This is a genomic window from Caldovatus aquaticus, assembly GCF_019458025.1.
Classification (GTDB): Bacteria; Pseudomonadota; Alphaproteobacteria; order Acetobacterales; family Acetobacteraceae; genus Caldovatus; species Caldovatus aquaticus.
In genome coordinates this window covers 149478-174028 of sequence record NZ_JAHZUY010000003.1, presented here as the reverse complement: position 1 = coordinate 174028, position 24551 = coordinate 149478, and the positions used below count along the sequence as shown (strand labels likewise).

Genomic DNA, 24551 nt, shown 5'->3' with positions numbered 1-24551 from the left:
CCAGGCGCCCCGCTCCGGCGGGGCGCATGCCGCTCGCCAGTTGCCGATGCAGGCCATGACGATCCGTCCCGCGAAAGGCGTCGACCCATGCAGACCATGACGACACCCGCGCCGCCGCGTGCCGCCGCGTCCGGGCCGCCGCCGGCCCTTGTGCTCGCCGAGCGCGGCGGGGAGGAGATCTTCCTCACCCTCACCGTCGCCGGCCAGTCCTGCGCCGTGCCGGTGCTCGCGGTGCGCGACGTGCTTGCGACGCAGGCGATCACGCGCATCCCTCTCGCCCCGCCCGAAGTGGCGGGCAGCCTCAACCTGCGCGGGCGGATCGTCACCGCGGTCGACCTGCGCCGTCGCCTCGGCCTGCCGCCGCGCGAGCCCGGCGAGGCGGCGATGAACGTCGTCGTCGAGCAGCAGGGCGAACTCTATGCCCTGCTCGCCGACGCGGTGGGCGAGGTGATGCCCCTACCGCGCGAGGGCTTCGCGCCCAACCCGCCGACGCTCGATCCGCTGTGGCGCGAGATCTCGCGCGGCGTGCACCGCGAGGATGGGCGCCTCCTGATCGTGCTCGAGGTCGAACGCGTGCTGGCGATCCGCTGAGCGCGGGCGGGAATGGGCATGCGCGCGGAAGGGGGCGGGGCGGTGGAAGGCGCGCCATCGCGACGGAGCTGCCTCGTGGTGGACGACAGCGCGATGGTGCGCCGTGCCGCGCGGCGCATCCTCGAGGAACTCGGCCTCGCGGTGCGTGAGGCGGAGGACGGCGCGCAGGCGCTCGCCGCCTGCCGCGCGAGCCTGCCCGACGCGGTGCTGCTCGACTGGAACATGCCGGGGATGGACGGCATGGCCTTTCTCCGCCAGGCGCGTGCCGAGTTCGGGCCCGGGCGTCCGGTCGTCGTGCTGTGCACGGCCGAATCCGCGCTGGCGCGCATCGTGGAGGCGCTCGAGGCCGGCGCGCAGGAATACGTGATGAAGCCCTTCGACGCCGAGATCCTCGGTGGCAAGCTGGCCCGGCTCGGCCTGGTCGCCCCGCCCGGTGGGGGCGCATGAGCGCCGCCGCCACGGCCGGCGCAGCGGATCTCGCGGCCCCGGTGCGGGTCATGCTGTGCGACGACAGCGCCACGGTCCGCGGCTTCCTCGCGCGGGTGCTGCAGGCCGATCCGGCGATCCGCGTCGTGGCGCGGGTCGGCGACGGGCGGGCGGCGCTCGCCGCCCTGCCCGAGGCGCGGCCGGAGGTGGTGCTGCTCGACCTGGAGATGCCGGTGATGGACGGCATGACGGCACTGCCGCTGCTGCTGCGCCAGCCGGCGGAGCTGCGGCCGGTGGTGATCGTCGCCAGCGCCCTGACCCAGCGCGGCGCGGCGGCGGCGATGGCGGCGCTGCGCGCCGGCGCGTCGGACTACCTGCCGAAGCCGAGCGCCGCCGGCGGCGGCCTGAGCGACCCGGTGTTCCGCGCCGAGTTGCTGGAGAAGGTTAAGGGTTGGGCGCGGATCCGGCGGCGACGCACGGCGCCCCTCGCGCCGCCGCCACAAGAGGGTGTCCCGGCCGGACCTCGAAGCGCGGCCCTCGGGCCGGCGCCCGGCCCGGCCGGATGCGGGGCGGGCGCGGCGGAGGGCGGGGCCGCCGCGCCCGATCCCGTCCGGCTCGACGCAGGCGGAGCGCCCGCGTCCCGGGCGCCGGCCATGCGCCGCTGGGGCCCGGTCCCGATCGGGGGCCGTTCCCTGCCGGAGGGCACCCGCCCTCCCCGGACGCAGTTCCCGCCGTCCCGCGATGCGGCGCCCGGCATGGTCCCCGCAGTGGCGCCGCGCGTCGTGGTGGTCGGCGCCTCGACGGGCGGCCCCCAGGCGCTGGCGACGCTGGTACGCCGACTGCCCGCGGGGCTGCCGGTGCCGCTGCTGGTGGTCCAGCACATGCCGGCCGGCTTCACCACGATGCTCGCCGACCACCTCGACCGGCTCGGCGGCCCGCCCGCGGCGGAGGCGCGCGAAGGGGAGGCGCTGCAGCCGGGCCGGCTCTATCTCGCCCCGGGCGACCGTCATCTGCTGGTCGAGGCCGGGGCGGAGGGCGTGCTGCGCGCCCGGCTGTCCGACGGGCCGCCGGAGAATTTCTGCCGCCCCGCGCTGGACCCGCTGCTGCGCAGTGCGGTCGCTGCCTGCGGGGGGGCGCGGGTCCTGGCGGTGGTGCTGACCGGCATGGGACAGGACGGGCTGGCCGGTTGCCGCGCGGTCGCCGCAGCGGGCGGCCGGGTGGTGGCGCAGGACGAGGCCTCCTCGGTGGTCTGGGGCATGCCCGGGGCGGTGGCGCGGGCCGGACTGGCCCAGGCGCTGGCGCCCCCCGAGCTGCTGGCCGAGCGGATCGTCGCCGCGTTCCCCGGCCGGGGGAGCCGGGGCGCATGACCCGAGCGGAGAGCCTCGGCTTCCTGGCCGCGCTGGTGAAGGCACGCTCCGGCATCGTCCTGACGCCGGACAAGGCCTACATGCTCGAGACGCGGCTCGCCCCGCTGCTCGCGCGCACGGGCCTCGCCTCGCTCGATGCACTCGCCGCGCGGCTGCGCGGCGGCGCGTCCGCCGCGACGGAGGCGCTCGCGCGCGAGGTGGTGGAGGCGCTGACCACCCACGAATCCTCGTTCTTCCGCGACGGCTGGCCGTTCGACCACCTGCGGCAGATGCTGCCGCGCCTGGCCGCCGCGCGCCCGGCGGGGCAGCCGCTGCGGATCTGGTCGGCGGCCTGCTCGACCGGGCAGGAGGCCTATTCGGTGGCGATGCTCGCCGCCGATCCGGCGACCTGGCGCGGCGCAGCCCCACCGCGCATCGAGATCCTCGGCACCGACATCGCGCGCGAGGTCCTGGCGCGGGCGCGGGAGGGCCTCTACAGCCAGTTCGAGGTGCAGCGCGGCCTGCCGGTGCAGCTCCTCGTGCGGCATTTCCGGCCGGAGGGCGACGGGCGCTGGCGCATCGCGCCGGAGCTGCGCGCCGTGGTGCGGTTCGAGGAGTTCAACCTGCTCTCCGACCCGCGCCCGCTCGGCCGGTTCGACGTGATCCTCTGCCGCAACGTGCTGATCTATTTCGACGCGCCGACCAAGACGGCGGTGCTGGAGGCGCTGGCGGGCCAGCTCGCGCCGGATGGCGTGCTCTATCTGGGGGGGGCCGAGACGGTGCTGGGGCTGACCGACCGGTTCCGGCCGATCCCTGGCGAGCGCACCGCCTATGCGCCGGTGCCGCCAGCGGCGGCGGGCCCGGGAACATGGGCGCCGGGCGCGCCGGCGCCGGCCGGCCGGATGGCGGGCGTGCCGGCCGCCGGCTGACTGGGGCGGCCGGACGCCAGCACCTCAAGCCGCCTGCATCGCGAGGGACGCCCCGGAAGCCTTCGCCTCCGCCGCTGCGGAGGTCTGCACTCCCCCGGAGGCGCCGTTCCGCGCAGCGAGGCGCGCCGCGGCGGCGGTCGCAGGGTCGCGCAGGACGTAGCCCCGGCCCCAGACCGTGCCGATCAGGTTGTCCGCCCCGGCCTGGGCCAGCTTCTTGCGCAGCTTGCAGATGAAGACGTCGATGATCTTCGCCTCGGGCTCGTCGATCCCGCCGTACAGGTGGTTGAGGAAGGCCTCCTTCGTCAGCACCACGCCCTTGCGCAGGGTGAGCAGTTCGAGGATCGCGTATTCCTTTCCGGTCAGGTGCACGGGGCGCCCGGCGACCGTCACCTCGCGCGAGTCGAGATTGAGACAGAGCGGCCCGACCGTGAGCGCGGGCTGCGAGAAGCCCTTGGCGCGGCGGACGATGGCATGGATGCGCGCGACCAGCTCGGCCGGGTCGAAGGGCTTGGTGATGTAGTCGTCGGCGCCCATGCCGAAGCCCTTCACCTTGGCCTGGGGCTTGGACTGCCCGGAGAGGATCAGCACCGGCGTCTCCACCCGCGCCGCGCGCAGGCGGCGGACGACCTCGTAGCCCTCCATGTCGGGCAGGATCAGGTCGAGGATGACGATGTCGTAATCGTAATGGCGAGCGAGCTCGAGCGCCTCCTCACCCGTGGCGGCGCCGTCGGCGATCATGCCCGCCTGCTTCAGCATCAGCGTGATGCCGCGGGCGGTGGCGAGATCGTCTTCAACCAAAAGGATACGCATTTTCCGCATCTCCACCCGTCACGCGAGCAGTCTCACAACTTATGCGTGCTTTGTGAAGGGGAAATTCAGGGTTTGCGTGTATTAATAACCGCGACAAAATCCTGAAAGTTGGTTAACGGCCCCATGACCGCGCCACAGCGCGCTTTTCGAGACGATCGCCCCGAAGGCGCCGCGTCCGGCTTCGCCCGCCGCGCCCGCGCCGCCGCCGCGCGCCTCGCGGAGGTCCCGGCCTTCGAGGTCGCAGGCCGCATCGCCGCCATCCGCGGCGGTGCCGTGGCGATCGGCGGCATCGCCCGCTTCGCCGCCATCGGCCGACGCCTGACCCTCCATCCCGGCGGCACCGCCCCGCCCCTGCTCGCCGAGGTCGTGGGCTTCGCCGGCGACGGCGAGACGCTGCAGGCCCTCGCCTTCGGCCCCCTCGACGGGATCGGCCCCGGCACCGTCGCCCGTCTCGTTCCCGCCGGCAGCGAGGGGCTTGCCGTTTCCGATGCCTGGCTCGGCCGCGTGCTCGACCCGCTCGGCCGGCCGCTCGACGGCCGGCCGCCGCCGCTGCCGGGGCCGGTGCGCCGGCCGCCGCGCGCCGGCGTGCCGCCGCCGCCCGGGCGCCGCGCCCGGCTCGGGCCGCGGCTCGATCTCGGCGTGCGGGCGCTCGACTGCTTCGCCACCTGCCGGCGCGGGCAGCGGCTCGGCCTGTTCGCCGCCTCGGGGGTGGGGAAGTCCACCCTGCTCGCCATGCTCGCCCGCCGCACCGCCTGCGATGTCGCCGTGCTCGCCCTGGTCGGCGAGCGCGGGCGCGAGCTGCGCGAGTTCCTCGAGGACGATCTCGGGCCGGAGGGCCTCGCGCGCTCGGTCGTGGTCTGCGCCACCTCCGACGCCCCCCCGCTGCTGCGCCGCGAGGCGGCCTACGCCGCGATGGCGGTGGCCGAGCACTTCGCCGAAGCGGGCAGGCACGTGCTGCTGCTGATGGACTCCGTCACCCGCTTCGCCATGGCCCTGCGCGAGATCGGCCTCGCCGCCGGCGAGCCGCCGGCGACCCGCGGCTACCCGCCGGGCGTCTTCGCCGAGCTGCCGCGCCTCCTCGAACGCGCCGGGCCGCGCGCGGAAGGCAACCCCGGCGCCATCACCGGCCTGTTCACCGTCCTCGTCGAGGGCGACGACCACGACGAACCGATCGCCGACGCGGTGCGCGGCATCCTCGACGGCCATGTCGTGCTCGACCGCCGCATCGGCGAGCGCGGGCGCTGGCCGGCGGTGGACGTGCTGCGCTCGCTCTCGCGCACCGTCCCCGGCTGCCTGACGCCGGAGGAGCACGCGCTGGCGCAGCGCGCGCGGCGCATCCTCGCGCTGCACGCCGACATGGCCGACCTGATCCGGCTCGGCGCCTACCGTCCCGGCAGCGACCCGGCGGTGGACGAGGCGATCCGCCTCGCCCCCCGGATCGAGGCGTTCCTCGATCAGCGCAAGGACGAGGCCGGGCCCGCGGGGATCGCCGCGAGCTTCGCCGCGCTCGCCGAGGCGCTGGCGGGGGAGGCGCCGGCCGATGCCGCGTGAGGCCGACCGGGGAGCGGCGGCGCTGGCCGCGCTCGCCCGCCTGCGCCGCTTCGAGACCGCGCTCGCGCGGCGCCGCCTGGCCGAGCGGACCGGCGCCATGGCGGCGGCCGAGGCGCGCCACGGCGCCGCGGCGGAGGCGCTGCGCTCGGAGGCGGCGATCGCCGCGGCGGCGGAGGGCGGCAGCGCGCTCTACGCCGCCTGGCTGCCGCGCGGGCTGGCGGCGCGCGACCGGGCGGCGGCGGCGCTGCGCCTCGAGCGGGAGCGGCTCGCCGCGACGCTGGCCGAGCTGGCCGCGGCCCGGCTCGCCGAACGAGCGGTGGAGCGCCTCGCCCAGGAGCGGGCCGCGGCGGCGCGGCGCGACGCCGCGCGCCGGGCGCAGCGCGGCCTCGACGAGGCGGCCGGCGCCGCGGCCCTGCGCGAAACGGCGCGCTAAACGGCGGAGCAGGCCGGCCCGCCCGGCGAGACGGGCCGCGACGGGCGAAAGCGCGCCCGGACGCCCCTGCCCCGGCCCGACCGCAGGCGCACCGGCAGCGAGGCATCCCGGCTGATCCGATCGCGCCCCCGGTCGGGCCGCGGTCGGCGGGAGGAAGGGAACGCCGACGGGCCGGGACGCCGGCGCGGCAGCGGCGCCCGGCCGGATCAGGAGGTCGGGCGCGGGCCGCGTGGCGCCGCCGGCGCGTTCCGCCGCTCCGCCGGCACGCCGGCGGCACCGGCCGCGCCCGACCCGGCGGCAGGCGGCGTTGCCGCGGCGGCGGCATCCGCGGCCGGATCGAGGCCGGGCGGCGGCAGGGCGGTGCCGCGCGGGCCGAGGAGAGCGCCGCGCGGCGGGGCGCAGGCGGCGGCGAGGAGAAGGACACCGAGCGCGAGGCCGCGGGCCGGCCAGGCGCGGCGCCGCGAGGCGGGACGGGATGGCATGGGAGGAACTCCTTCGGACGGGCCGGGCGCGCAGGCAGAGGGCGCGGCGTCGCGCCCAACCAAGGGCGCCGGGGGCGGCCCGGCAACCCCCCTCCGCCGCCGAGCGGCCGATCCCGCCGCAAGGCCCTATCGCGGCTCCTTCGGCTTCAGTCCGCTCAACACGGGCAGTGTCAGGGCCGTGAACAGGCAGATGGCCAGCGCCACGCCGTAGGCAGCGAGGCCGCCGGCGATCCCGATCGCCCCGGTCGCCGACAGCGCGGCCGCGGTCGCCGTGCCGTGGACCTCGGCGGCGCCCTTGAGGATCGCGCCGCCGCCGATGAAGCCGATGCCGGTGATCACGCCCTCGACGATGCGCGCCATGGCCTCGGCCTCCCCCTGCGCGAGCTCCTCCGTCGCCTGCACGAAGCCGCAGGCGGCGACGGCGACCGGCGGGAAGGTCCGCAGCCCGGCGCTGCGGTCCTCGCGCTCGCGGTTCCAGCCGATCGCGAAGGCGAGGAGGTAGGCGATCGCCAAGTCGCGCAGATGCGGCAGGAGCCGGGAATGGGCGAGGCTCGGAACGAGGTCGGAAAGCTCCATGGCGCCGCAACGCGGCGCGGCGCGGGCCGTTGCCGGCCCCGCACCGCAGGCCCGCGTGGGCGCGGGGCCTTCAGGCCATCGCCGCGCCCACGCGCCGGTCGTAGTCGGCGGCCAGGGCGCCCAGTGCCGCCGCGCCGTCGCCCGCGAAGGACGGGCCGTGCATGAGGGCGAGGGTGCGGGGCGCGAGCGCGGCGAGGCGACGGATCGTGGCGCCCATGCCGGGGTTCAGGCTGGAGTAGCGGAACAGGTCCTCGGCGGCGATCGCGGGTCCCACCACGTCGCCCTCGGTCAGCGCCGGCCCGTCGCCGGCCTGGGTGAAGAGGTCGCCGCAGAGCAGGGTGCCGGTCGTCTCCTCGAACATCACGCCGGCCTCCCAGCCGTGCGGGATGTGCGGCGTGTCGAGGTAGCGCAGGCGCCGGCCGCCGATGTCCAGCACCTCGCCGTCGGCGAGGATCCGCGGCGCGCGGTCCGCCATGTCGTTGAGCGAGACGAGGCAGGCGGTCTGCCCGTGCGCGACCTCCGCCCGCGGCGCCACCGCGAGCCACTCGTTCATCGCGCCGCACTCGTCGGCCTCGTAGTGGCCGAAGGCGATCCAGCGCAGCCGCTCCGGCGGAAGGATGCGGGCCACGGCGTCGCGCACCAGCGGGAACATGCGCCGGAAGCCGGTGTGGAACAGCAGCGGCTCGTCGCCGAGGACGAGGAACTGGTTGAAGGTGAAGCCGGCCGGCGCGGCGACCTCCGGCACGAAGGTGGAGAGCCGGTAGAGGCCGGCGGCGATCTCGGCGATCCGGGTCTGCATCGGGGGGGCACCTCCGGTCTCTCGCCCCGTGCGCCAGGGCGGCGCCTGCCATGATGCTCCCGGCGTGATGCGCCCGTGTGTCGGATCGTGTTTCGCGTGTTGCGCCGTCCCCGCCCCCCGGAACGCCGCGCCGGGAGCGGGCGGGAACGCCTTCCCGGCGGCGAGGCCGGCCGTGCCGGGACGGTCGGGGCTTCGCACCGGCGGGCCTCCGTCCTATGACGCGCCCCCCTGCCCGCCCCCGGACGGCAGCCGGACCGAGGCCGCCGGACCGGGCCGGGTCGCGCGATTCGCCATCCCCACGCCCCCCGCCAGCGGAGCCCGCCGCCCATGCCGCAGCAGACCAGCCCCCGCGTCGAACCGGTGATCGGCCTGATCGGCGGCTCCGGCCTCTACGACATCGCGGGACTGGAGGAGCGGGAGTGGCGCCGCGTCGCAACGCCCTGGGGCGAGCCCTCCGACGCGCTGCTGTTCGGCCGCCTCGCCGGCGTGCGCTGCGTCTTCCTGCCGCGCCACGGGCGGGGGCATCCGGCGCCGCCCTCGGCGCTCAACTACCGCGCCAACATCGACGCGCTGAAGCGCGCCGGCTGCACGGAGGTGATCTCGCTCTCCGCCGTCGGCTCGCTGCGCGAGGACCTGCCGCCCGGGCACTTCGTCATCGTGGACCAGTTCATCGACCGCACCTTCGCGCGCGAGAAGAGCTTCTTCGGCTGCGGCTGCGTCGCGCACGTCTCGATGGCGCACCCGGTCTGCGCCCGGCTCGGCGACGCGCTGGAGGAGGCGGCGCGCGGGCTCGGCCTGCCGGTCGCGCGCGGCGGGACCTACCTCGTGATGGAGGGGCCGCAGTTCAGCACCAAGGCAGAGAGCGAGCTCTACCGCTCCTGGCGCTGCGACGTGATCGGCATGACCAACATGCCGGAGGCGAAGCTCGCCCGCGAGGCGGAGCTCTGCTACGCGACGGTGGCGATGGTGACCGACTTCGACTGCTGGCATCCGGAGCACGACGCGGTGACGGTGGAGCAGGTGGTGAAGGTGCTGTTCGCCAACGCCGAGAAGGCGCGCGCCCTGGTGAGGGCCGTGGTGCCGGGGCTCGGCGCGCCGCGCGGGCTCTGCCCGCAGGGCTGCGACCGCGCCCTCGACAACGCTGTCGTCACCGCGCCGGAGAAGCGCGACTCGGCGCTGCTCGCGAAGCTCGACGCGGTGGCCGGGCGGGTGCTGGGGGGTGCCGCCGCGGACGGCTGACGGGCGCGCCGCGGACCGCCCGGGAGGCGCCGCGCGCAGCGGGGCGTGCGCCCGTCGCGCGGAGGCGGGACCTGCTCGCCGCCGTTCCCGCCGCCCGCGATCTGCCCTATGCCGCCGCCTGCCGATGCCCGCCCCGCCGCCCTCGCCTCCTCCCTCGCCGCAGCGCCGCGCCGCCGCCTGGCTCAACAGCCTGTTCGTGGACCATGCGCTGCTGCGCATCCCCTGGCGCAACTGGGGCGTGGTGGAGAGCGGGCGCCTCTACCGCTCCAACCATCCGCTGCCCTGGCAGCTCCGCCAGGCGGCGCGGCGCTTCGGCCTGCGCACGGTGATCAACCTGCGCGGCGAGCGCGCGGGGTGCGGCTCCGACCGCCTCGGCCGCTGGGAAGCGGCAGCGCTCGGCCTCGCCCACTACGATGCGCCCTTCGAGAGCCGCGGCGCGCCGCACCGCGAGCGCATCCTCAGGCTCGCCGAGATCTACCGGACGATGGCGGAGCCGGCGCTGATCCACTGCAAGTCCGGCGCCGACCGCACCGGCCTCGCGGCAGGGATCTGGCTGCTGCTGCAGGGCCGGCCGGTGGAGGCGGCGATGGCGCAGCTTGCCCTGCGCTTCGGGCATGTGCGGCAGAGCCGGACCGGGGTGCTGGATGCGTTCTTCGCGCTCTACGCGGCGCATCTGCGCGAGCGCGGGCCGAAGCCGTTCCTCGACTGGGTGCGCGAGGACTACGACGAGGAGGCGCTGCGCCGCGCCCACGTCTCGCGCGCCTGGGCGGACCGGCTGGTGGACGGGGTGCTGCGGCGGGAGTGAACGGCGGCAGGGCACGGACGGCCGATTGCGCGGCCCGTGCGGCACCGGTGTTATTACGACATCGCAATTTGGCCGGGGGCCTGACCGCATGCCGCGTCGCCGCGCCGTCCCCGCTCTCGCCCTGGCCACGGCGGCGCTCGCCGCCTCCGGCTGCGCCGAGCCGCAGCGCCAGCCTGTCGCCCTCGCCCCGCCGAGCGCCCGGCCGGTCGTGGTGGCGCCGGCGCCCGTGTGCGACACCCGCTTCCGGGTCGTCAACAACGCGACGATGACGGTGCGCAACCTCCAGTTCAGCCATTCGAGCCGCGGGGACTGGGGCCCGACCAGCTCGGCACCAGGATGCTCCCGCCGGGAAGCGCCATGCTGGTCCGGGCGGCCAACAGGGGGAACTACGACGTCCGCGCCACCTGGCTGAACGGCCGCGCCGTCGAGCGCCACGGCGTGAACGTCTGCGCGACGACCAACGTGATCATCACCAACCAGGGCATCGCGGTGAACTGAGCCGGCCGGCGCCGCGGCGCCGGCCCGCCGCTACGCGGCGCGCGCGCCCGGCGTGCGGTGCGGCAGCACGGCGCGCAGCGCCGCGACCAGTTCCGCGATCATCGCATCCGTATGCAGCGGCGTGGCGCAGAGGCGCAGCCGCTCCTCGCCGCGCGGGACGGTCGGGTAGTTGATCGGCGTGGCGTAGATCGCGTGCTCGGCGAGCAGGCGGCGCGCCACCTCGCGGCAGAGCGTCGCGTCGCCGATCCAGAGCGGGACGATGTGGCTCTCGCTCGGCATCCGCGGCAGGCCGGCGGCGTCCAGCGCCGCCTTCAGCGCCGCGGCGCGCTCGGCGAGGCGCGCGCGCGGCACCGGGTCGGCGCGCAGCAGCCGCACGCTCTCGAGCGCGGCGGCGACGACGTGCGGCGGCAGCGCGGTGGTGAAGATCAGTCCGCCGGCCGTCGAACGGATGTAGTCCACCAGCGCCGCATCGCCCGCGACATAGCCGCCGAGCACGCCGAAGGCCTTGGCGAGCGTGCCCTCGATCACGTCCACCCGCCGCGCCACGCCGTCGCGTTCGGTGATGCCGCCGCCCGTCGCGCCGTAGAGGCCGACCGCGTGCACCTCGTCGCAGTAGGTGATGGCGCCGTAGCGCTCGGCGAGGTCGCAGATGGCGCCGATCGGGGCGATGTCGCCATCCATCGAATAGACGCTCTCGAAGGCGATCAGCTTCGGCGCTTCCGCCGGCGCGGCGCGCAGCTTGGCCTCGAGGTCGGCGAGGTCGTTGTGCCGCCAGATGTGCCGCGCCGCGGGGGTGCCGCGCATGCCGGCGATCATGCTGTTGTGGTTCTTGGCGTCGGAGAAGACGTGGAAGCCCGGCAGCGCCGCGAGCAGTGCCGAGAGCGCCGCCTGGTTCGCCACGTAGCCGCTGCCGAACAGCAGCGCCGCCTCCTTGCCGTGCAGCGCCGCGAGCTCCTGCTCGAGCGCCGCGTGCAGCGGGGAGGTGCCGGAGATGTTGCGCGTCCCGCCCGCCCCGGCGCCGTGCGCGCGCAGCGCTGCCTCGGCCGCCGCCAGCACCCGCGGGTCCGTCCCCATGCCGAGATAGTCGTTGGAGGACCAGACCGTGACCTCGCGCGGCCCCTCCCCGCCCGGCGGATGCCAGCGGTAGCGCGGGAAGCGGCCGGCGATCCTCTCCAGCCGCGCGAATTCGCGGTAGCGGCCTTCGCGGCGCAGCCCTGCCAGGCTGTCGCGGGCGTGGGTCAGCAGGGCGGTGCGGGTGTCCATGGCACGTGCAGGCGGCGGCGCCGTGCCTAATGGCACACGAGAGCCCCGCAATCCAGTGTCGCAGCCGTCCATCCGCCCCAAGGGCGCCATCCGGCCGGAGGGCGCATTGACCTGGGTCAAGGGCAGAGGGGGGCCGGGCCGGTCGGCCCGCTACCCCCCTCGGTGCCGGCGCGCCCCTTGCGCGGTGCGGCGAGGCCGTGATTTGACGCCCCCTCCTGGGGTGTCGCGAGGGAGGCGGATGCAGGACCACGCCGCGGCCGCCGCCGCGCTCCGGCGCGTGACGGCGGTCACGGTCACGCATGACAGCGCCGCCGTGATCGGCGGCTTCCTCGCGGCCTGCCCGGAAGGCCTACGCGTGATCGTGGTGGACAACGCGAGCGGCGACGGCACGGCGCAGGCGGTCGCCGCCTCGGGCCGCGCCGGGCTGCGGCTGCTGCGCGCGCCGGCCAACCGCGGCTTCGGGGCCGGCTGCAACCTCGGCCTCGGCGCCGTCGAGACGGAATTCGCCTTCCTCGTCAATCCCGACGTGCGAATCTCGGCGCCGGCGGTCGCGGCGCTCGTCGCCGCGGCGGACCGTTTTCCGGACGCCGCGATCCTTGCCCCGACGCTGCGCGAGGCGCCCGATCCGCGCCACCCCGAAGGGCGGGCCGTGCACTCCTGGAACGCCGCGCAGCACCGCCGCCGCCTCCTGTCGCGCGACCGCGACGCCGAGCCCTGGCCGGAGGGGCCGATCTGCACCTGGTACGTCTCCGGCGCCGCGATGCTGGTGCGCCGGGACGATGCCGCCTCCTGGCTGCGCTTCGACGAGGGGTACTTCCTCTACTACGAGGACGACGACCTCTGTGCGCAGGCGATCGCGCGCGGGCGGAGCGTGGTGCTGGTGCCGGAGGCGGCGGTCGCCCACGCCGGCGGCCGCTCCTCCGCGCCCTCCGCGCGCATCGTCTGGCGCAAGGCGTACCACATGGCGCGGTCGCGGCTGCGCTTCGCGCGGAAGCACCACGGCCCGGAGGCGGCGCGGGCCGAGGCGCTGCGGCAGCTCGGCCGGCACGCGGCGAAGGCGCTGGGCCACGCGGCGACGGCGCGGGGGAGCAAGCTGCTCGCCGATCTCGCCGCCGGCGCGGCGACGCTCGCCTGGCTCGCGGAGGCCGGGCGCGGCGGCGCCGTCCGCGCGGACGGACGGACGGGCTGAGGCCGTGCGGCGCGCGCAAGGCGGGAGAGGACGCGATGAGCACGAGCCAGCCCTTCGGCTTCCTGCACCTGACCGATCCGCACCTGGTGCCGCCGGGGCAGCGCCTCTACGGCCTCGATCCCGCCGCGCGGCTGCGCGCGGCGGTGGCCGACATCGTGCGCCGCCATGCCCCGGACGGGCCGGCGCCCGCCGCCTTCGCGCTGGTCACCGGCGACCTGGCGCATGACGGGTGGGAGGAATCCTACCCGCTGCTGCGCGAGATCCTCGCGCCGCTGCCGATGCCGGTGCATCTGCTGCTCGGCAACCACGACCACCGCGCGCTGTTCCGCGCCGCCTTCCCCGAGGCGCCGGCGGACGCCCACGGCTTCGTGCAGAGCGCCTTCGCGACGCCGGCCGGGCGCTTCCTGCTGCTCGACACGCACGAGCCGGGGACCGCCGCGGGCGTGCTCTGCGCGCGGCGCCTCGACTGGCTCGCGGAGCGGCTGGCGGAGGAGCCGCAGGCGCCGGTGTTCCTCGCGCTGCACCACCCGCCGGCGCGCTCCGGCATCGCCGGGATGGACCGCATCCGGCTGCGCGATCCGGAGGCGCTGTGGGCGGTGCTGGCGCCGCACCGCGCCCGCATCCGCCATATCCTCCACGGCCACCTGCACCGGCCCTTCGCGGGGTCCTGGCGCGGCATTCCCTTCTCCTCGTTGCGCGGCACGAGCCATCAGGTGGCGCTCGACCTCGGGGCGCGGACGACGGTGCCGGGCAGCCACGAGCCGCCCGCCTACGCGCTGGTACGGGTGAGCGGCGAGGAGGTGGTGGTGCACACGCACGACTTCCTCGACACGACGGCGCGGTTCGACCTCTAGGGCCGGTCGCGGACGGCTGGAAACGGCCGGAAGCGCGGATCGGCTCCGCGGACGATGGTCGGAGCCGTTGCCGCGCGCACGGTCGGGCGGAAGCGGCCCCGGCGCCGGGCGGCTGGCGCGCCGCGCCAAGGTGCGGCATGCTCGGCGGCACAGGACACCGGGAGGACGCCATGCCGCTCCGCATCCCGCGCCGTGCCGCGCTCGCCCTGCCGCTCGCCGCCGCGGCGCCCGCCCCGGCGGCGGCGCAGTCCTGGCGCCCCGGCCAGCAGGCGCGGATCATCGTCCCGGCCGCGGCGGGCGGCACCACCGACGTCATGGCGCGGCTGATCGCGCAGCATCTCCAGGCGCGCTGGGGCACGCCCTTCGTGGTCGAGAACCGGGCCGGCGGCGGGGGCACGATCGGCACGCTCGAGATGGTCCGCTCCCGCCCCGACGGCACGACCCTGATGCACGGCAACATCGGGCCGCAGAGCATCGCCTACTCGCTGTTCCGCAACCTGCCCTACAGGCCGGACGACATCGCCTGCATCGCCGGCACCATCGCCGGGCCGAACGTGCTGGTGGCGGGCCCCGCGATCCAGGCGCGCACCATCCCGGAGCTGGTGGCGCTGCTGAAGGCCAACCCGGGCAGGATCAGCTACGGCTCGACGGGCGTGGGGCAGAGCCCGCACCTTTCCGGCGTGTGGTTCACGCAGCTCTCGGGAACACAGGCGATCCACGTGCCCTACCGCGGGTCCGCCCCGGCCCAGACCGGCCTGCTCGCCGGCGACGTGGCGCTGCTGTTCGACAACCTGACCGGCGTGATCGAGCTGATCCGCGCCGGCCGGGCGCGCGCGCTGGCGGTGACGAGCCGGGAGCGCAGCCCGCAGCTCCCCGACGTGCCGGCGCTGCGCGAGACCATGCCGGAGTTCGCCTCCTACGAGGTGAACACCTGGTTCGGCCTGTTCGGCCCCGCCGCACTGCCGGCGGAGGCGGTGCGCACGCTGAACGCCGAGGTCAACGCCTGGCTCGACCTGCCCGAGACGAGGCGCCGCTTCGCCGAGCTCGGCGGCATGCCGCTGCGCATGTCGCCGGAGGAGTTCCTGCGCTTCGTGCGCGCGGAGATCGAAAAGTGGAGCGCGGTGATCCGGCGCGAGGGGCTGCAACTCGACGTGAACTGAGGCGACGCGCCGGAGCGGCGGCCTGATGCCGCCGGCCGGGCCGCCGCGGCGGCGGAAGCGGCGCGCGACGCCCTGGCGCGGCGCCGCGCGGCGGGCCATGCTGCGCGGACCGGGGGACAGCCGCACCGCCATGCCGCCGCCTGCCGCACGCCTCCGCGCCGGCCGCAGCCGCAGCCGCGCGTTCCGTCCCGCCGCGGGGTCCCCCTGATGCCGCTCTGGCTCGCGGCGACGCTGGCGGCCGCCCTGTTCCAGACCTGGCGCACCGCGCTCCAGCAGCGGCTGCGCGGCCAGCTCTCGGTCAATGCCGCAGGGGTGGTGCGCTATCTCTACGGCGTGCCGGTGGGAGCGGCGATCCTCCTCCTCTACCTCGCGCTGTCCGGGACCGCGCCGCGGCCGATGGGCGCCGGGTTCCTGCTATGGTGCGCCGGCGCAGGCATCCTCCAGATCCTCGGCACCAACCTGCTGATCATGGCCTTCGAACCGCGCGGCTTCGCGGTCGGCACGGCGTACGCCAAGACCGAGGCGGTGCAGGGCGCGGTCATCGCGCTGCTCCTGCTCGGCGAGCGGCTCTCGCCGCTCGCCTGGTGCGGCATCGGGGTCTGCGTCGCCGGCACGCTCCACCTCTCGCTCGCCGGACGGGCGCGGGGACTGCGCGAGATCCTCGCCGCCACCGTGCAGCCGGCGGCGCTGTTCGGCCTCGGCTCGGGGTTCTGCTTCGCCTTCACCGCGGTCTGCGTCAAGGGCGCGAACCACGCGCTGGGCGGGACGGAGCTGGTGCTGAACGCGCTGCAGTCGCTGGTCGTGACCAACGTCATGCAGACGCTGATGCAGGGCGGCTACCTGCTGTGGCGCGAGCCCGAACAGCTCCGCGCCGTCTTCGCCACCTGGCGCACCAGCGCGCAGGCCGGCGCCCTTTCCGCCTGCGGCTCGGCCTGCTGGTTCACCGGCTTCGCGCTGGCGCCGGTGGCGATGGTGCGCGCGGTGGGCCAGGTGGAGATCCTGTTCACCCTGGCCTTCAGCCGCTGGTACCTGCGCGAATCGCCGACGCGCAGCGACATCGCCGGCGCCTTGGTGGTGGTCGCCGGCGTGGTCCTGGTGCTCCTCGGGCGCTGAGGCGCCGGGGCGGGCGTTCAGCCCTTCTCCGGCGGGAACAGCGCGGCGATCGCGGCCGGGTCCACCTCCTCGATGGTCGGCGGCGTCCAGCGTGGATTGCCGTCCTTGTCCACCAGCACGCTGCGCACGCCCTCGGCGAAGTCGGGGTGGCGCGTGACGGTGCGGGTCAGCGCCAGCTCCAGCTCCAGGCACTGCTCGAGCGTCAGCCTGGCGCCGCGGCGCAGCAGCTCGTGCGCGACGAACAGCGCGGTGGGCGACATGCGGCGCAGGATCGCGATCTGCTTGCGCGCCCAGTCCGTGCCCTCGGCCTCGAGCGCGGCGAGGATCGCCGGCACCGAGCCGGCGCCGAAGCAGCGCTCGATCGCCGCGCGGTGCGGGGCGAAGGAGGGCGGCGGCGGCGCCTCGGCGAAGCGCGCGACCACCGGATCGGCCTCTCCCTCCGCGATCAGCGCCGCGCGCAGCGCGGGCAGCCGCTCGCGCGGGACGTAGTGCGTGGCGAGGCCGGCATGCACCGAGTCCGCGCCCTGGAGCCGCGCCCCGGTCAGCGCCAGCCACAGCCCGATCCGCCCGGGCAGGCGCGGCAGGACGTAGGAGGTGCCGACGTCGGGGAAGAGGCAGATCGCCGTCTCCGGCATGGCGAGCAGCGCATGCTCGGTCACGACGCGGTGGCTGCCGTGCACCGAGACGCCGATGCCGCCGCCCATGCAGACGCCGTCGATCAGCGACACCCAGGGCTTGCCGAAGCGCGCGATGCCGAGGTTCATGCCGTACTCGGTGGCGAAGAAGGCCTCCACCCCCGCGCAATCGCCGGCCAGCACCAGCTCGCGGATGCGCCGCACGTCGCCGCCGGCGCAGAAGGCGCGCCCTCCCGCGCCCTCCAGCACGACCAGCCGCACCGCGGGGTCGTCGCGCCAGGCGGCGACCACCTCGGCGAGGGCCCGGACCATGCCGAGGTCGAGCGCGTTCAGGGCGCGGGGCCGGTTCATCAGGATGGTGCCCGCCGCGCCCTCGCGGCGGGCGATCACGCTCGGTTCCGTCGTGCTGCTGTCGGACATGCGCGCTCCCCTCGGGCGGACCCCGGGGATGCGGTTAGCCGCTCATTTGCGCGAGAGCAACCCGATCACCACGGCGGTCACCGCCGCGCCGATCAGCCCCTTCTTCGCCGACTGGCTGCGCAGCAGCGGCGCGATCATGATCATCCGGGCGCCGGCGTCGGTCACCTGCCGCAGCGCGTCCTGGCGGACGCGCAGCGCCTCGGCCTCGATCGGGTCGCGGGGACGGCGGCGGGCCAGGAAGCCGAACAGCGCAACCAGCACCAGGTCGCCCGCGGCGACGATCACGGCCGCCCAGGCCGGCCCGCGCTCCGGCGTGCTGAGCGCCGCCCAGAGGGCGAGATGCACCATCGCCAGCAGCATCAGCCCGAACAGCGCCGCCGCGGCGCCGAGGCCCGCCTGGATCGCGTAGCCGCGGCCCATGCGCCGCAGGCGCAGCCGCTCCGCTTCCGCGGCGAGCCGAAGCAGGCGCAGGATCCGCATCGTCCGATCCCTTGCCGCGCTGTCCGAACCGGTTCGGCCGGCGCCCGCGCCGCGCGGTCAGCGCCGGTCCGAGGAGGGATAGACGTAGGTCGTGCCGCTGGTCAGCCGCCCGATCAGGAAGCCGGCGAGCGCGGCGATCCCCACCGCCATCAGCGGCCGCTCGCGCACCGTGCTGGAGAGCGCGTCCGCCTGCTGCTCTATGGTTTCGCGCGCCCGCGTGGCGTAGTCCTCCACCGTCTCGGCCGCGCCGGCGAGGGCAGGGGTGACGCGCTCCTGCATCAGCTTCTCCACCTGGGCGCGCAGCCGGGCGAGCTCCTCGCGCGCGTCCTCGGCGACGCGGCTCGCGCCGGCCGCGGCCCGGTCCCTGACCTCGCGCATGTCCTCGCGCATTGCGGAAGCGGTGTTCGGCGATCCTCCGACGTTCTGGGACACGAGCGCGCTCCTTCCCTGCAGGCAACGTTGCCCGGTCAACGCGCCCCTCCCGTCCCGGTTCCCCCGCGCGTGCGCGGCGCCGCGCGGCCGGTCCGGCTTGACGCGGCGCGAGGCGGAAGAGAGCGTGCGCGCCGCGCGATCAGGAGCGGGTGAGGATGGCCCGGCGAGGCCGGCGGCGGCGCTGGTGCGGTTCGAGGGCGTGCGCAAGGAGTATGCGCCGCCCCCCGTGCCGCCGGCGGTGCACGGCCTCGACCTGGCGGTGGAACGGGGCGAGCTGCTGGCCCTGCTCGGCCCCGCCGGCGCGGGCAAGACGACGGCGCTGAGGATGCTCGCCGGGCTGGAGCGGCCGGCCGCCGGGCGCGTCCTGCTCGACGGCCGCGACATCACCGCCCTGCCGCCGCGGCGGCGCGGGATCGGGGCGGTGTTCCGGCGCTGCGCCCTGTTCCCGCACATGACGGCGGCGGAGAACATCGCCTTCCCCCTCGCCGCGCGCGGGATGGGCCGGGCCGAGCGCACGGCGCGGGTGCGGCGCGCGCTTTCCCTGCTGCGGCTCGAGGGCCTCGGCGACCGCAGGCCGGGCCAGCTCTCGGGAGCGGAGCAGTGGCGCGTGGCCCTCGCCCGCGCGCTGGCGTTCGAGCCGCCGATCGTGCTGCTCGACGAGCCGCTCGGCGCGCTCGACGCGGCCGTGCGCGAGGAGATGCGGCTCGGGCTCCGCGCGCTGCAGCGGCGCCTCCGCGTGGCCATGCTGTACGCCACCCGGGACTGCCGGGAGGCGATGACGCTCGCCGACCGCATCGCGGTGCTCGCGGGCGGCTGCGCCAGCTCGCCGCGCCGCGCGTGCTCTACGAGGAGCCGGCGGACGCCTTCGTCGCCGGCTTCGTCGGCGAGAACAACCTGCTCCCCGGCACCGTGGTCGGTCCGGGCGAGGAGCCCGGCGAGTGCCGCGTGCGCCTCGACGTCGGGCTGGAGGTGGAGGCGCGGGCGGCGGACGCCGGCGGGCCCGGCAGCCGCTGCCTCGTCGCCGTGCGGCCGGAGCGCGTCGCCGTCGCCGCCGTCCCGGCGCGCGAGTTCGGCGAGGAGGGCGCGGCGCTGGCGGCGATGGTGATGGACAGCATCTTCCTCGGCGACCATGTGCGGTTGAAGGTCTCGCTCGGCGACCGCGGGGAGATCGTCGCCAAACGCCCGGCGGCGGGCCCGCTGCCGCCCCCTCCCGGCACGCAGGTCTCGGTCGCCTGGCAGGCCGCGAATGCGCGCGCGTTCCGGCTCGAAAGCGGCTAATCTGTTCCAGGTCGGGAAGTGCGGCGGGAACGATGCCGGGACGTCGCGGGCTGGTACTGGGCAGCGGGGCGGCAGCGGCGGTTGCGGCGGCCGGGCCGCCGCTGCTCGGCCGGGCCGCGGCGCAGGCGCGCGACCTGACCATCGTCTCCTGGGGCGGCGCCTACCAGGACGCGCAGCGCGAGGTCTTCTTCCGGCCCTTCGCGCAGCGGACCCGCACCCGCATCCTGGAGGAGACCTGGGACGGCGGCATCGGCGTGCTGCGCGCGCGGGTCGCCTCCGGGGCCAACACCTGGGACGTGGTGCAGGTCGAGGGGCACGAGCTCCTCCTCGGCGCGGCGGAAGGCCTGTTCGAGCCGCTCGACTGGGACGCGATCGGCGGCCGCGACGCCTATGTTCCCGAGGCCGTGCACCCCTGCGGCGTGGGCGCCGTCCTCTCCAGCCTGGTGCTCGCCTGGGACCGGGCGCGGCTGCCCGAGGACGCCGCGCCGCGCGGCTGGGCGGACCTGTTCGACACCCGCCGCTTCCCCGGCAGGCGCGCGCTGCGCCGCGGACCGAGGACGACGCTCGAGATCGCGCTGCTCGGCGACGGCGTCCCGCCGGGGGAGGTCTATCGCCTGCTCGGCACCCGCGCCGGCGTGGAGCGGGCCTTCGCGCGCCTCGATTCGATCCGCGAGGCGCTGGGGTGGTGGGAGCGCGGCTCGCAGTCGCCGCTCTGGCTGGCGAGCGGCGAGGTCACGCTCGGCGCCGCCTACAGCGGGCGGATCTGGGCGGCGAACGCCGGGGGCGGACGCGATCTCGGCCTGCGCTGGTCCGGGCACCTGTTCGCGATGGACTTCTGGGTGGTGATGAAGGACAGCCCGAACCGCGCGCAGGCCCTCGAGTTCCTGCGCTTCGTCGGCCGGCCGGAGGTGCAGGCGGAGCTGCCGCCGCGCATCCCCTACGGCATGACCGCGCGCGGCGTGAACGAGCGCCTGCCGCCGCAGGTCGCCCAGCGGCTGCCGACCGCGCACCTCGACCAGGGGCTGCGGATCAGCGACGCGTTCTGGGCCGCCCACCTCGACGCGCTGACCCGGCGCTTCGAGCGGTGGCTCGGCGGGTGATGCCGGCGATCGGGCGGCGATGGCGCCGCAGGGCATCGCGGCGGTATCATCGGCAGCCGCCGCCGGCCGTCCTCTGCGCGGCGCGGCGGTTCCTGGGAGGGACGACAGCGCCATGACCATCGCCTTCGACCGCCGATCGCTGCTGCGCGGGGCCGCCGGCCTCGCCACGGCGTGGGCCGCGCCGCGCGCCGCCCGGGCGCAGGCCGCGCCCCCCGCCGGCCCGTTCAGCCTGCCGCCCCTGCCTTACCCCCCGTCGGCGAACGAGCCGCACATCGACACCCAGACGATGGAGATCCACCACGGCCGCCACCACGCGGCCTATGTGAGCAACCTCAACGCCGCGCTGCGGGATCATGCGCAGCTCGCGCGGCTGCCGCTGCCGGACCTGCTGGCGCGGCTCGGCGAGGCGCCGGAGGCGGTCCGCACCGCCCTGCGCAACAACGGCGGCGGCCATGCGAACCATTCCATGTTCTGGGAGATCATGGGCGGGCGCGGCGGCGCCCCCTCGGGCGAGCTGGCGGAGGCGATCCAGCGCGACCTCGGCGGCTTCGACAGGATGAAGGCCGACTTCAACGCCGCCGGCCTGCGGGTGTTCGGCAGCGGCTGGGTGTTCGTCACGGTGGACCGCGGCGGCAGGCTCGCCATCGTGACGCGCCCCAACCAGGACACGCCGCTGATGGAGGGCGGGCGCGTGCTGATGGGCAACGACGTCTGGGAGCACGCCTACTACCTGAAGTACCAGAACCGCCGCGCCGACTACCTGGCGGCGTGGTGGAACGTGGTGAACTGGGAGAAGGTCGCGGCGCGCTACGCCGCGGCCAAGGCGGGAACGCTGGGCGTCTGACCGCCGCGCGGCCGGCGCGGGCCGCCGCCTGGCCTCAGCCGCCGCAGCGCGCGACCCGCCCCTCCGCGAAGTCCAGCAGGCAGGCGCCGTAGCGCAGCGGGAACCGCCAGTCGGCGCCGGCGCCGTGGCCGGAGAAATCCTGCGGGCGCTCGAGGAAAGACACCGATCCGCGGGCAGACGCGGGCCCGAAACAGCGCTGCCTACCGTCGGGATCGGGGGCGAACGGGTCGTCGGCGAACGTCGCCGCCACGATGCGGGCGTTCGAGCCGCGCGCCGCGCCGATGAGGCGGCGCAGGTCCGCGAACGCCCGGGGAGGGCTCGGTCGCAGGTCAGCCGGTGCACGGCGGCCGCGATGGCCCGCGTCCGTCAGTCCCGGGACGAACAGGCCCCTGCAGCGCGTTCCCGGCCCCGTGCAACCGCCGGTCCGCCACGATCCGCCGCTAGCCCGGGGCGCGCAGCGCGACCAGCGCCTCGCGCTCCGAGCCGCACTGGCCTCGGTCTCGTCGGTGGCGGGGTCTTGGTCGAACCGCAGCATGCCGCAGCCGGCGTGGTTGAGGGGTCGGACAGGCGGATGCGGCGGCATGTCGCCGCTTTCCCCAGGTTCGGCGCCCGGCCGTGAGCCCAGTCTTAGGTGCGGCGGGCGGCGTGCGGTCCGTGCCAGAAGCGGCCGCCCGGCACCACGACGCGGGCGCAGCCGGCGCCGAGCGGCCGGTCCGGCGCGGCGCCGACACGCTCTCCTGGCCGCCCCTTGCGGCCGAGGAACGCGGGCGGGGAGGCGGCAGTCGCAGCCGCCCCGGCGGTGGCGGTAGGCGAGGGCGCGCAGGAGGGGCCGCAGCAGGAAAACCCGGCAGTCGGCGCGGCCATCCGCCGGGGAAAGGGGGGGCAACCGGATTCCAGGGGGCGGCCGCCGCGAGGGCGAGCGGCTTTGTCGCCCTTCCGGGGGCGGAGCGGCGGGGGTGGCGAGGGACTGGGGGGAAAGGCGCGGCTTACCAGACTGCTGGCGGTTTCCGTGGCCAGCAAAGCCAAGGCTACCCGTCGCCATGGAAGCGTACGCAGCGCACCTCCACCTTGCGCGAGACCGGTTGAGTAAGGGAACCATACGTGGACCGTGGACCGCTTGCGGCAAAAGGGACGCGCGGGCATGGTCCGCGCTCCCGCGGGCTTGGCCGCGCCTGCGCCCGCCGCCCGCCGCGGCGGCCCGGGCGGCCTTGCCCCAGCCGGCGCCGTTCGATCCAGGGAATCCACGATGCGCGTGAAGGACGTGAAGAAGGTCGTGCTCGCCTATTCCGGCGGCCTCGACACCTCGGTCATCCTCAAGTGGCTGCAGACCACCTATCGTTGCGAGGTCGTCACCTTCACCGCCGATCTCGGCCAGGGCGAGGAGCTGGGGCCGGCGCGCGAGAAGGCGCGCCTCCTCGGCATCAGGGAGGAGAACATCTTCGTGGACGACCTCCGCGAGGAGTTCGTGCGCGACTTCGTGTTCCCGATGTTCCGCGCCAACGCCCTCTACGAGGGCTTCTACCTGCTCGGCACCTCGATCGCCCGCCCGCTGATCGCCAAGCGCCAGATCGAGATCGCCGAGCGGACCGGCGCCGACGCCGTGGCGCACGGCGCGACCGGCAAGGGCAACGACCAGGTGCGCTTCGAGCTCAGCTACTACGCGCTGAAGCCCGACGTGAAGGTGATCGCCCCCTGGCGGGAGTGGGACCTGACCTCGCGCACCAGGCTGCTCGAGTTCGCCGAGGCGCACCAGATCCCGATCGCCAAGGACAAGCGCGGCGAGGCGCCGTTCAGCGTCGACGCCAACCTGCTGCACTCCTCCTCCGAGGGGAAGATCCTCGAGGACCCCTGGGTGGAGCCGGACGAGATCGTCTGGCAGCGCACCGTCCGTCCCGAGGACGCGCCCGACCGGCCGGAGGAGATCACCGTGGAATTCGAGCGCGGCGATCCGGTGGCAGTGAACGGCGAGCGCCTCTCCCCCGCGGCGCTGCTCGCGAAGCTCAACGAGCTGGGCAGGCGCAACGGAATCGGGCGGCTCGACCTGGTGGAGAACCGCTTCGTCGGCATGAAGTCGCGCGGCTGCTACGAGACGCCGGGCGGCACCATCCTGCACGTCGCGCACCGCGCGATCGAGAGCATCACGCTCGACCGCGAGGCTGCGCACCTCAAGGACAGCCTGATGCCGAAATACGCCGAGCTGGTCTATTACGGCTTCTGGTTCTCGCCGGAGCGGCGGATGCTGCAGGCGCTGGTGGACGAGAGCCAGCGGAGCGTGAGCGGCGAGGTGCGGCTCAAGCTCTACAAGGGCAACGTGATCGTCACCGGGCGGCGCTCGCCGAACAGCCTCTACTCGATGAAGCACGTCACCTTCGAGGAGGACCAGGGCGCCTACGACCAGGCCGACGCGCAGGGCTTCATCAGGCTCAACGCGCTCAGGCTGCGGCTGGCGGCGATGGCCGGCCGCAAGGGGGGCGCCCTGTAGCCTCCCCCGCGCGGCGCGGATGGCAGCGGCCGGACCCTCGCGCCCACACGGCCTCCGCGCCGTGCTGCGCCACCTCTACGACGCGCCGAGCCCGGACGCGAAGCGCTTCCGCTACGGCCTGCTCGCGCTCGACGTCGCCAGCATCGCCTGGATCGTCGGCGCCTCCTTCGTGCCGCCCGGCGCGTTCGAGCTGACCGTGGACGCGCTGTTCGGCCTCGTGCTCCTCGGCGAGTTCGGGATGCGCCTGGCGGCGAGCGGGCGGCCGTGGCGGACGCTGGTCCGGCCGGTCAACCTGGCGGATCTGCTCGCCATCCTCTCCCTGCTGCTCGCGCCGCTGCTGCAGGGGGCGTTCGCCTTCCTCCGGGTGCTGCGCACGCTGCGGCTGCTGCATTCGGTGCGGCTGATCGGGTCGCTGCGCAGCGACCTTCCCTTCTTCCGCCGCAACGAGGAGGCGACGCTCGCCGCCGCGCACCTCGTGGTCTTCGTGTTCGTCATGAGCGGGGTGGTGTTCGAGACCCAGCACCGCACCAACCCGCAGATCGCCAACTACGTGGACGCGCTGTACTTCACCGTCACCGCGCTCACCACCACGGGCTTCGGCGACATCACGCTGCCCGGGCTGGCCGGGCGGCTGCTCTCGGTGGTGATCATGCTCGCGGGGGTGACGCTGTTCCTGCGCCTCGCCCAGGCGCTGTTCCGGCCGGTGAAGGTGCGCTTCCCCTGCCCGAGCTGCGGCCTGCAGCGGCACGAGCCGGACGCGGTGCACTGCAAGGCCTGCGGCGCGCTGCTCAACATCCCGGACGAGGGCGGCTGAGC

26 protein-coding genes and 1 pseudogene are annotated in these 24551 nt (G+C 75.7%); 19 read left to right on the top strand and 8 right to left on the bottom strand.

The window, feature by feature from the left end:
• Positions 1 to 87: 87 nt before the first annotated feature.
• The 4 genes from K1J50_RS02800 (at position 88) to K1J50_RS02785 (ending at position 3292) form a co-directional block, all read left to right on the top strand.
• Positions 88 to 591 carry a chemotaxis protein CheW gene (locus tag K1J50_RS02800; protein WP_255574847.1) on the top strand — a complete coding sequence of 168 codons (504 nt, stop codon included), beginning with the start codon at positions 88 to 90 and terminating at the stop codon, positions 589 to 591.
• Between the two features lie 78 nt (positions 592 to 669).
• Positions 670 to 1038: a response regulator gene (locus tag K1J50_RS02795; protein ID WP_456304547.1), complete on the top strand. Its 369-nt coding sequence runs from the start codon at positions 670 to 672 to the stop codon at positions 1036 to 1038.
• Positions 1035 to 2384, top strand: a complete 1350-nt coding sequence (gene cheB / locus K1J50_RS02790; protein WP_255574846.1) for a chemotaxis-specific protein-glutamate methyltransferase CheB — start codon at positions 1035 to 1037, stop codon at positions 2382 to 2384. Before K1J50_RS02795 ends, cheB begins: the two co-directional genes overlap by 4 nt.
• Positions 2381 to 3292: a CheR family methyltransferase gene (locus K1J50_RS02785; protein ID WP_220115902.1), complete on the top strand. Its 912-nt coding sequence runs from the start codon at positions 2381 to 2383 to the stop codon at positions 3290 to 3292. Before cheB ends, K1J50_RS02785 begins: the two co-directional genes overlap by 4 nt.
• A gap of 24 nt (positions 3293 to 3316) precedes the next feature.
• Here the strand turns inward: K1J50_RS02785 and ctrA are convergent, their stop codons facing one another.
• Positions 3317 to 4102, bottom strand: a complete 786-nt coding sequence (ctrA, locus tag K1J50_RS02780; RefSeq protein WP_220115901.1) for a response regulator transcription factor CtrA — start codon at positions 4100 to 4102, stop codon at positions 3317 to 3319.
• 123 nt (positions 4103 to 4225) lie between these two features.
• Here ctrA and K1J50_RS02775 point away from each other — a divergent pair, with 123 nt between their 5' ends.
• The gene (locus tag K1J50_RS02775) at positions 4226 to 5653 is read left to right on the top strand and encodes a FliI/YscN family ATPase (protein ID WP_220115900.1); all 1428 of its coding nucleotides are present in this window, start codon (positions 4226 to 4228) and stop codon (positions 5651 to 5653) included.
• Positions 5643 to 6086, top strand: coding sequence for a hypothetical protein (locus K1J50_RS02770; RefSeq protein WP_220115899.1), 444 nt, complete (start codon positions 5643 to 5645; stop codon positions 6084 to 6086). Before K1J50_RS02775 ends, K1J50_RS02770 begins: the two co-directional genes overlap by 11 nt.
• Positions 6087 to 6694: 608 nt before the next feature.
• Here the strand turns inward: K1J50_RS02770 and K1J50_RS02765 are convergent.
• Positions 6695 to 7144 (bottom strand): MgtC/SapB family protein, encoded by a 450-nt coding sequence (locus K1J50_RS02765; protein WP_220115898.1) that lies wholly within the window; start codon positions 7142 to 7144, stop codon positions 6695 to 6697.
• A 70-nt stretch (positions 7145 to 7214) separates the two neighbouring features.
• Positions 7215 to 7943: an oxygen-binding di-iron domain-containing protein gene (locus tag K1J50_RS02760; protein WP_220115897.1), complete on the bottom strand. Its 729-nt coding sequence runs from the start codon at positions 7941 to 7943 to the stop codon at positions 7215 to 7217.
• A 327-nt stretch (positions 7944 to 8270) separates the two neighbouring features.
• Here K1J50_RS02760 and K1J50_RS02755 point away from each other — a divergent pair, with 327 nt between their 5' ends.
• The 3 genes from K1J50_RS02755 (at position 8271) to K1J50_RS02745 (ending at position 10485) form a co-directional block, all read left to right on the top strand.
• Complete coding sequence (locus K1J50_RS02755) at positions 8271 to 9182, top strand: S-methyl-5'-thioadenosine phosphorylase (protein ID WP_220115896.1); 912 nt, start codon at positions 8271 to 8273, stop codon at positions 9180 to 9182.
• 124 nt (positions 9183 to 9306) lie between these two features.
• On the top strand, positions 9307 to 9987 hold the full coding sequence (locus K1J50_RS02750; RefSeq protein ID WP_220115895.1) for a tyrosine-protein phosphatase: 681 nt from the start codon (positions 9307 to 9309) through the stop codon (positions 9985 to 9987).
• A 357-nt stretch (positions 9988 to 10344) separates the two neighbouring features.
• Positions 10345 to 10485, top strand: coding sequence for a hypothetical protein (locus K1J50_RS02745; protein WP_220115894.1), 141 nt, complete (start codon positions 10345 to 10347; stop codon positions 10483 to 10485).
• Between the two features lie 30 nt (positions 10486 to 10515).
• Here the strand turns inward: K1J50_RS02745 and hemA are convergent, their stop codons facing one another.
• On the bottom strand, positions 10516 to 11748 hold the full coding sequence (gene hemA, locus K1J50_RS02740; RefSeq protein WP_220115893.1) for a 5-aminolevulinate synthase: 1233 nt from the start codon (positions 11746 to 11748) through the stop codon (positions 10516 to 10518).
• Positions 11749 to 11986: 238 nt separating this feature from the next.
• Between hemA and K1J50_RS02735 the strand changes: the two genes are divergently transcribed.
• From K1J50_RS02735 to K1J50_RS02720, 4 genes are all read left to right on the top strand, one after another.
• A complete protein-coding gene (locus K1J50_RS02735; RefSeq protein ID WP_220115892.1) occupies positions 11987 to 12937 on the top strand; it encodes a glycosyltransferase family 2 protein in 951 nt (316 codons plus the stop codon).
• A 35-nt stretch (positions 12938 to 12972) separates the two neighbouring features.
• Positions 12973 to 13791: a phosphodiesterase gene (locus K1J50_RS02730; RefSeq protein WP_220115891.1), complete on the top strand. Its 819-nt coding sequence runs from the start codon at positions 12973 to 12975 to the stop codon at positions 13789 to 13791.
• Between the two features lie 170 nt (positions 13792 to 13961).
• Positions 13962 to 14951 (top strand): Bug family tripartite tricarboxylate transporter substrate binding protein, encoded by a 990-nt coding sequence (locus K1J50_RS02725; RefSeq protein ID WP_220115890.1) that lies wholly within the window; start codon positions 13962 to 13964, stop codon positions 14949 to 14951.
• A gap of 207 nt (positions 14952 to 15158) precedes the next feature.
• Positions 15159 to 16064 carry an EamA family transporter gene (locus tag K1J50_RS02720; protein ID WP_220115889.1) on the top strand — a complete coding sequence of 302 codons (906 nt, stop codon included), beginning with the start codon at positions 15159 to 15161 and terminating at the stop codon, positions 16062 to 16064.
• A 17-nt stretch (positions 16065 to 16081) separates the two neighbouring features.
• Here the strand turns inward: K1J50_RS02720 and K1J50_RS02715 are convergent, their stop codons facing one another.
• From K1J50_RS02715 to K1J50_RS02705, 3 genes are read right to left on the bottom strand one after another with little or no spacing between them, the layout of a single operon-like run.
• A complete protein-coding gene (locus K1J50_RS02715) occupies positions 16082 to 17119 on the bottom strand; it encodes an enoyl-CoA hydratase/isomerase family protein (RefSeq protein WP_220115888.1) in 1038 nt (345 codons plus the stop codon).
• 42 nt (positions 17120 to 17161) lie between these two features.
• On the bottom strand, positions 17162 to 17599 hold the full coding sequence (locus K1J50_RS02710; RefSeq protein WP_220115887.1) for a phage holin family protein: 438 nt from the start codon (positions 17597 to 17599) through the stop codon (positions 17162 to 17164).
• 57 nt (positions 17600 to 17656) lie between these two features.
• Complete coding sequence (locus K1J50_RS02705) at positions 17657 to 17977, bottom strand: DUF883 family protein (RefSeq protein ID WP_220115886.1); 321 nt, start codon at positions 17975 to 17977, stop codon at positions 17657 to 17659.
• On the opposite strand from K1J50_RS02705, the pseudogene K1J50_RS18940 reads away from it, so the two are divergent.
• The 4 genes and pseudogenes from K1J50_RS18940 to K1J50_RS02690 all read left to right on the top strand — a co-directional run.
• Positions 17976 to 18638 (top strand): annotated as a pseudogene (locus tag K1J50_RS18940) (ABC transporter ATP-binding protein); the annotation flags it as partial. The gene K1J50_RS02705 and the pseudogene K1J50_RS18940 sit on opposite strands and share 2 nt — an antisense overlap.
• 230 nt (positions 18639 to 18868) lie before the next feature.
• A complete protein-coding gene (locus K1J50_RS18935) occupies positions 18869 to 19309 on the top strand; it encodes a TOBE domain-containing protein (protein WP_369413506.1) in 441 nt (146 codons plus the stop codon).
• Between the two features lie 32 nt (positions 19310 to 19341).
• Positions 19342 to 20409, top strand: a complete 1068-nt coding sequence (locus K1J50_RS02695) for an ABC transporter substrate-binding protein (protein ID WP_220115885.1) — start codon at positions 19342 to 19344, stop codon at positions 20407 to 20409.
• 112 nt (positions 20410 to 20521) lie between these two features.
• Complete coding sequence (locus K1J50_RS02690) at positions 20522 to 21253, top strand: superoxide dismutase (RefSeq protein WP_220115884.1); 732 nt, start codon at positions 20522 to 20524, stop codon at positions 21251 to 21253.
• 34 nt (positions 21254 to 21287) lie between these two features.
• On the opposite strand, the gene K1J50_RS18930 is transcribed toward K1J50_RS02690, so the two are convergent.
• On the bottom strand, positions 21288 to 21416 hold the full coding sequence (locus K1J50_RS18930; RefSeq protein WP_255574845.1) for a hypothetical protein: 129 nt from the start codon (positions 21414 to 21416) through the stop codon (positions 21288 to 21290).
• Positions 21417 to 22499: 1083 nt separating this feature from the next.
• Between K1J50_RS18930 and K1J50_RS02685 the strand changes: the two genes are divergently transcribed.
• Positions 22500 to 23735, top strand: coding sequence for an argininosuccinate synthase (locus tag K1J50_RS02685; RefSeq protein WP_220115883.1), 1236 nt, complete (start codon positions 22500 to 22502; stop codon positions 23733 to 23735).
• Positions 23736 to 23796: 61 nt separating this feature from the next.
• Positions 23797 to 24549, top strand: coding sequence for a potassium channel family protein (locus K1J50_RS02680; protein WP_220115882.1), 753 nt, complete (start codon positions 23797 to 23799; stop codon positions 24547 to 24549).
• Positions 24550 to 24551 lie beyond the last annotated feature (2 nt).

Bases quoted from the DNA above. Each gene is read 5' to 3' on its own strand.
- K1J50_RS02800 (WP_255574847.1), top strand. From the start codon at position 88: ATGCAGACCATGACGACACCCGCGCCGCCGCGTGCCGCCGCGTCCGGG.
- cheB (WP_255574846.1), top strand. From the start codon at position 1,035: ATGAGCGCCGCCGCCACGGCCGGCGCAGCGGATCTCGCGGCCCCGGTG.
- K1J50_RS02785 (WP_220115902.1), top strand. From the start codon at position 2,381: ATGACCCGAGCGGAGAGCCTCGGCTTCCTGGCCGCGCTGGTGAAGGCA.
- ctrA (WP_220115901.1), bottom strand. From the start codon at position 4,102: ATGCGTATCCTTTTGGTTGAAGACGATCTCGCCACCGCCCGCGGCATC.
- K1J50_RS02775 (WP_220115900.1), top strand. From the start codon at position 4,226: ATGACCGCGCCACAGCGCGCTTTTCGAGACGATCGCCCCGAAGGCGCC.
- K1J50_RS02770 (WP_220115899.1), top strand. From the start codon at position 5,643: ATGCCGCGTGAGGCCGACCGGGGAGCGGCGGCGCTGGCCGCGCTCGCC.
- K1J50_RS02765 (WP_220115898.1), bottom strand. From the start codon at position 7,144: ATGGAGCTTTCCGACCTCGTTCCGAGCCTCGCCCATTCCCGGCTCCTG.
- K1J50_RS02760 (WP_220115897.1), bottom strand. From the start codon at position 7,943: ATGCAGACCCGGATCGCCGAGATCGCCGCCGGCCTCTACCGGCTCTCC.
- K1J50_RS02755 (WP_220115896.1), top strand. From the start codon at position 8,271: ATGCCGCAGCAGACCAGCCCCCGCGTCGAACCGGTGATCGGCCTGATC.
- K1J50_RS02750 (WP_220115895.1), top strand. From the start codon at position 9,307: ATGCCCGCCCCGCCGCCCTCGCCTCCTCCCTCGCCGCAGCGCCGCGCC.
- K1J50_RS02745 (WP_220115894.1), top strand. From the start codon at position 10,345: ATGCTGGTCCGGGCGGCCAACAGGGGGAACTACGACGTCCGCGCCACC.
- hemA (WP_220115893.1), bottom strand. From the start codon at position 11,748: ATGGACACCCGCACCGCCCTGCTGACCCACGCCCGCGACAGCCTGGCA.
- K1J50_RS02735 (WP_220115892.1), top strand. From the start codon at position 11,987: ATGCAGGACCACGCCGCGGCCGCCGCCGCGCTCCGGCGCGTGACGGCG.
- K1J50_RS02730 (WP_220115891.1), top strand. From the start codon at position 12,973: ATGAGCACGAGCCAGCCCTTCGGCTTCCTGCACCTGACCGATCCGCAC.
- K1J50_RS02725 (WP_220115890.1), top strand. From the start codon at position 13,962: ATGCCGCTCCGCATCCCGCGCCGTGCCGCGCTCGCCCTGCCGCTCGCC.
- K1J50_RS02720 (WP_220115889.1), top strand. From the start codon at position 15,159: ATGCCGCTCTGGCTCGCGGCGACGCTGGCGGCCGCCCTGTTCCAGACC.
- K1J50_RS02715 (WP_220115888.1), bottom strand. From the start codon at position 17,119: ATGTCCGACAGCAGCACGACGGAACCGAGCGTGATCGCCCGCCGCGAG.
- K1J50_RS02710 (WP_220115887.1), bottom strand. From the start codon at position 17,599: ATGCGGATCCTGCGCCTGCTTCGGCTCGCCGCGGAAGCGGAGCGGCTG.
- K1J50_RS02705 (WP_220115886.1), bottom strand. From the start codon at position 17,977: ATGCGCGAGGTCAGGGACCGGGCCGCGGCCGGCGCGAGCCGCGTCGCC.
- K1J50_RS02695 (WP_220115885.1), top strand. From the start codon at position 19,342: ATGCCGGGACGTCGCGGGCTGGTACTGGGCAGCGGGGCGGCAGCGGCG.
- K1J50_RS02690 (WP_220115884.1), top strand. From the start codon at position 20,522: ATGACCATCGCCTTCGACCGCCGATCGCTGCTGCGCGGGGCCGCCGGC.
- K1J50_RS02685 (WP_220115883.1), top strand. From the start codon at position 22,500: ATGCGCGTGAAGGACGTGAAGAAGGTCGTGCTCGCCTATTCCGGCGGC.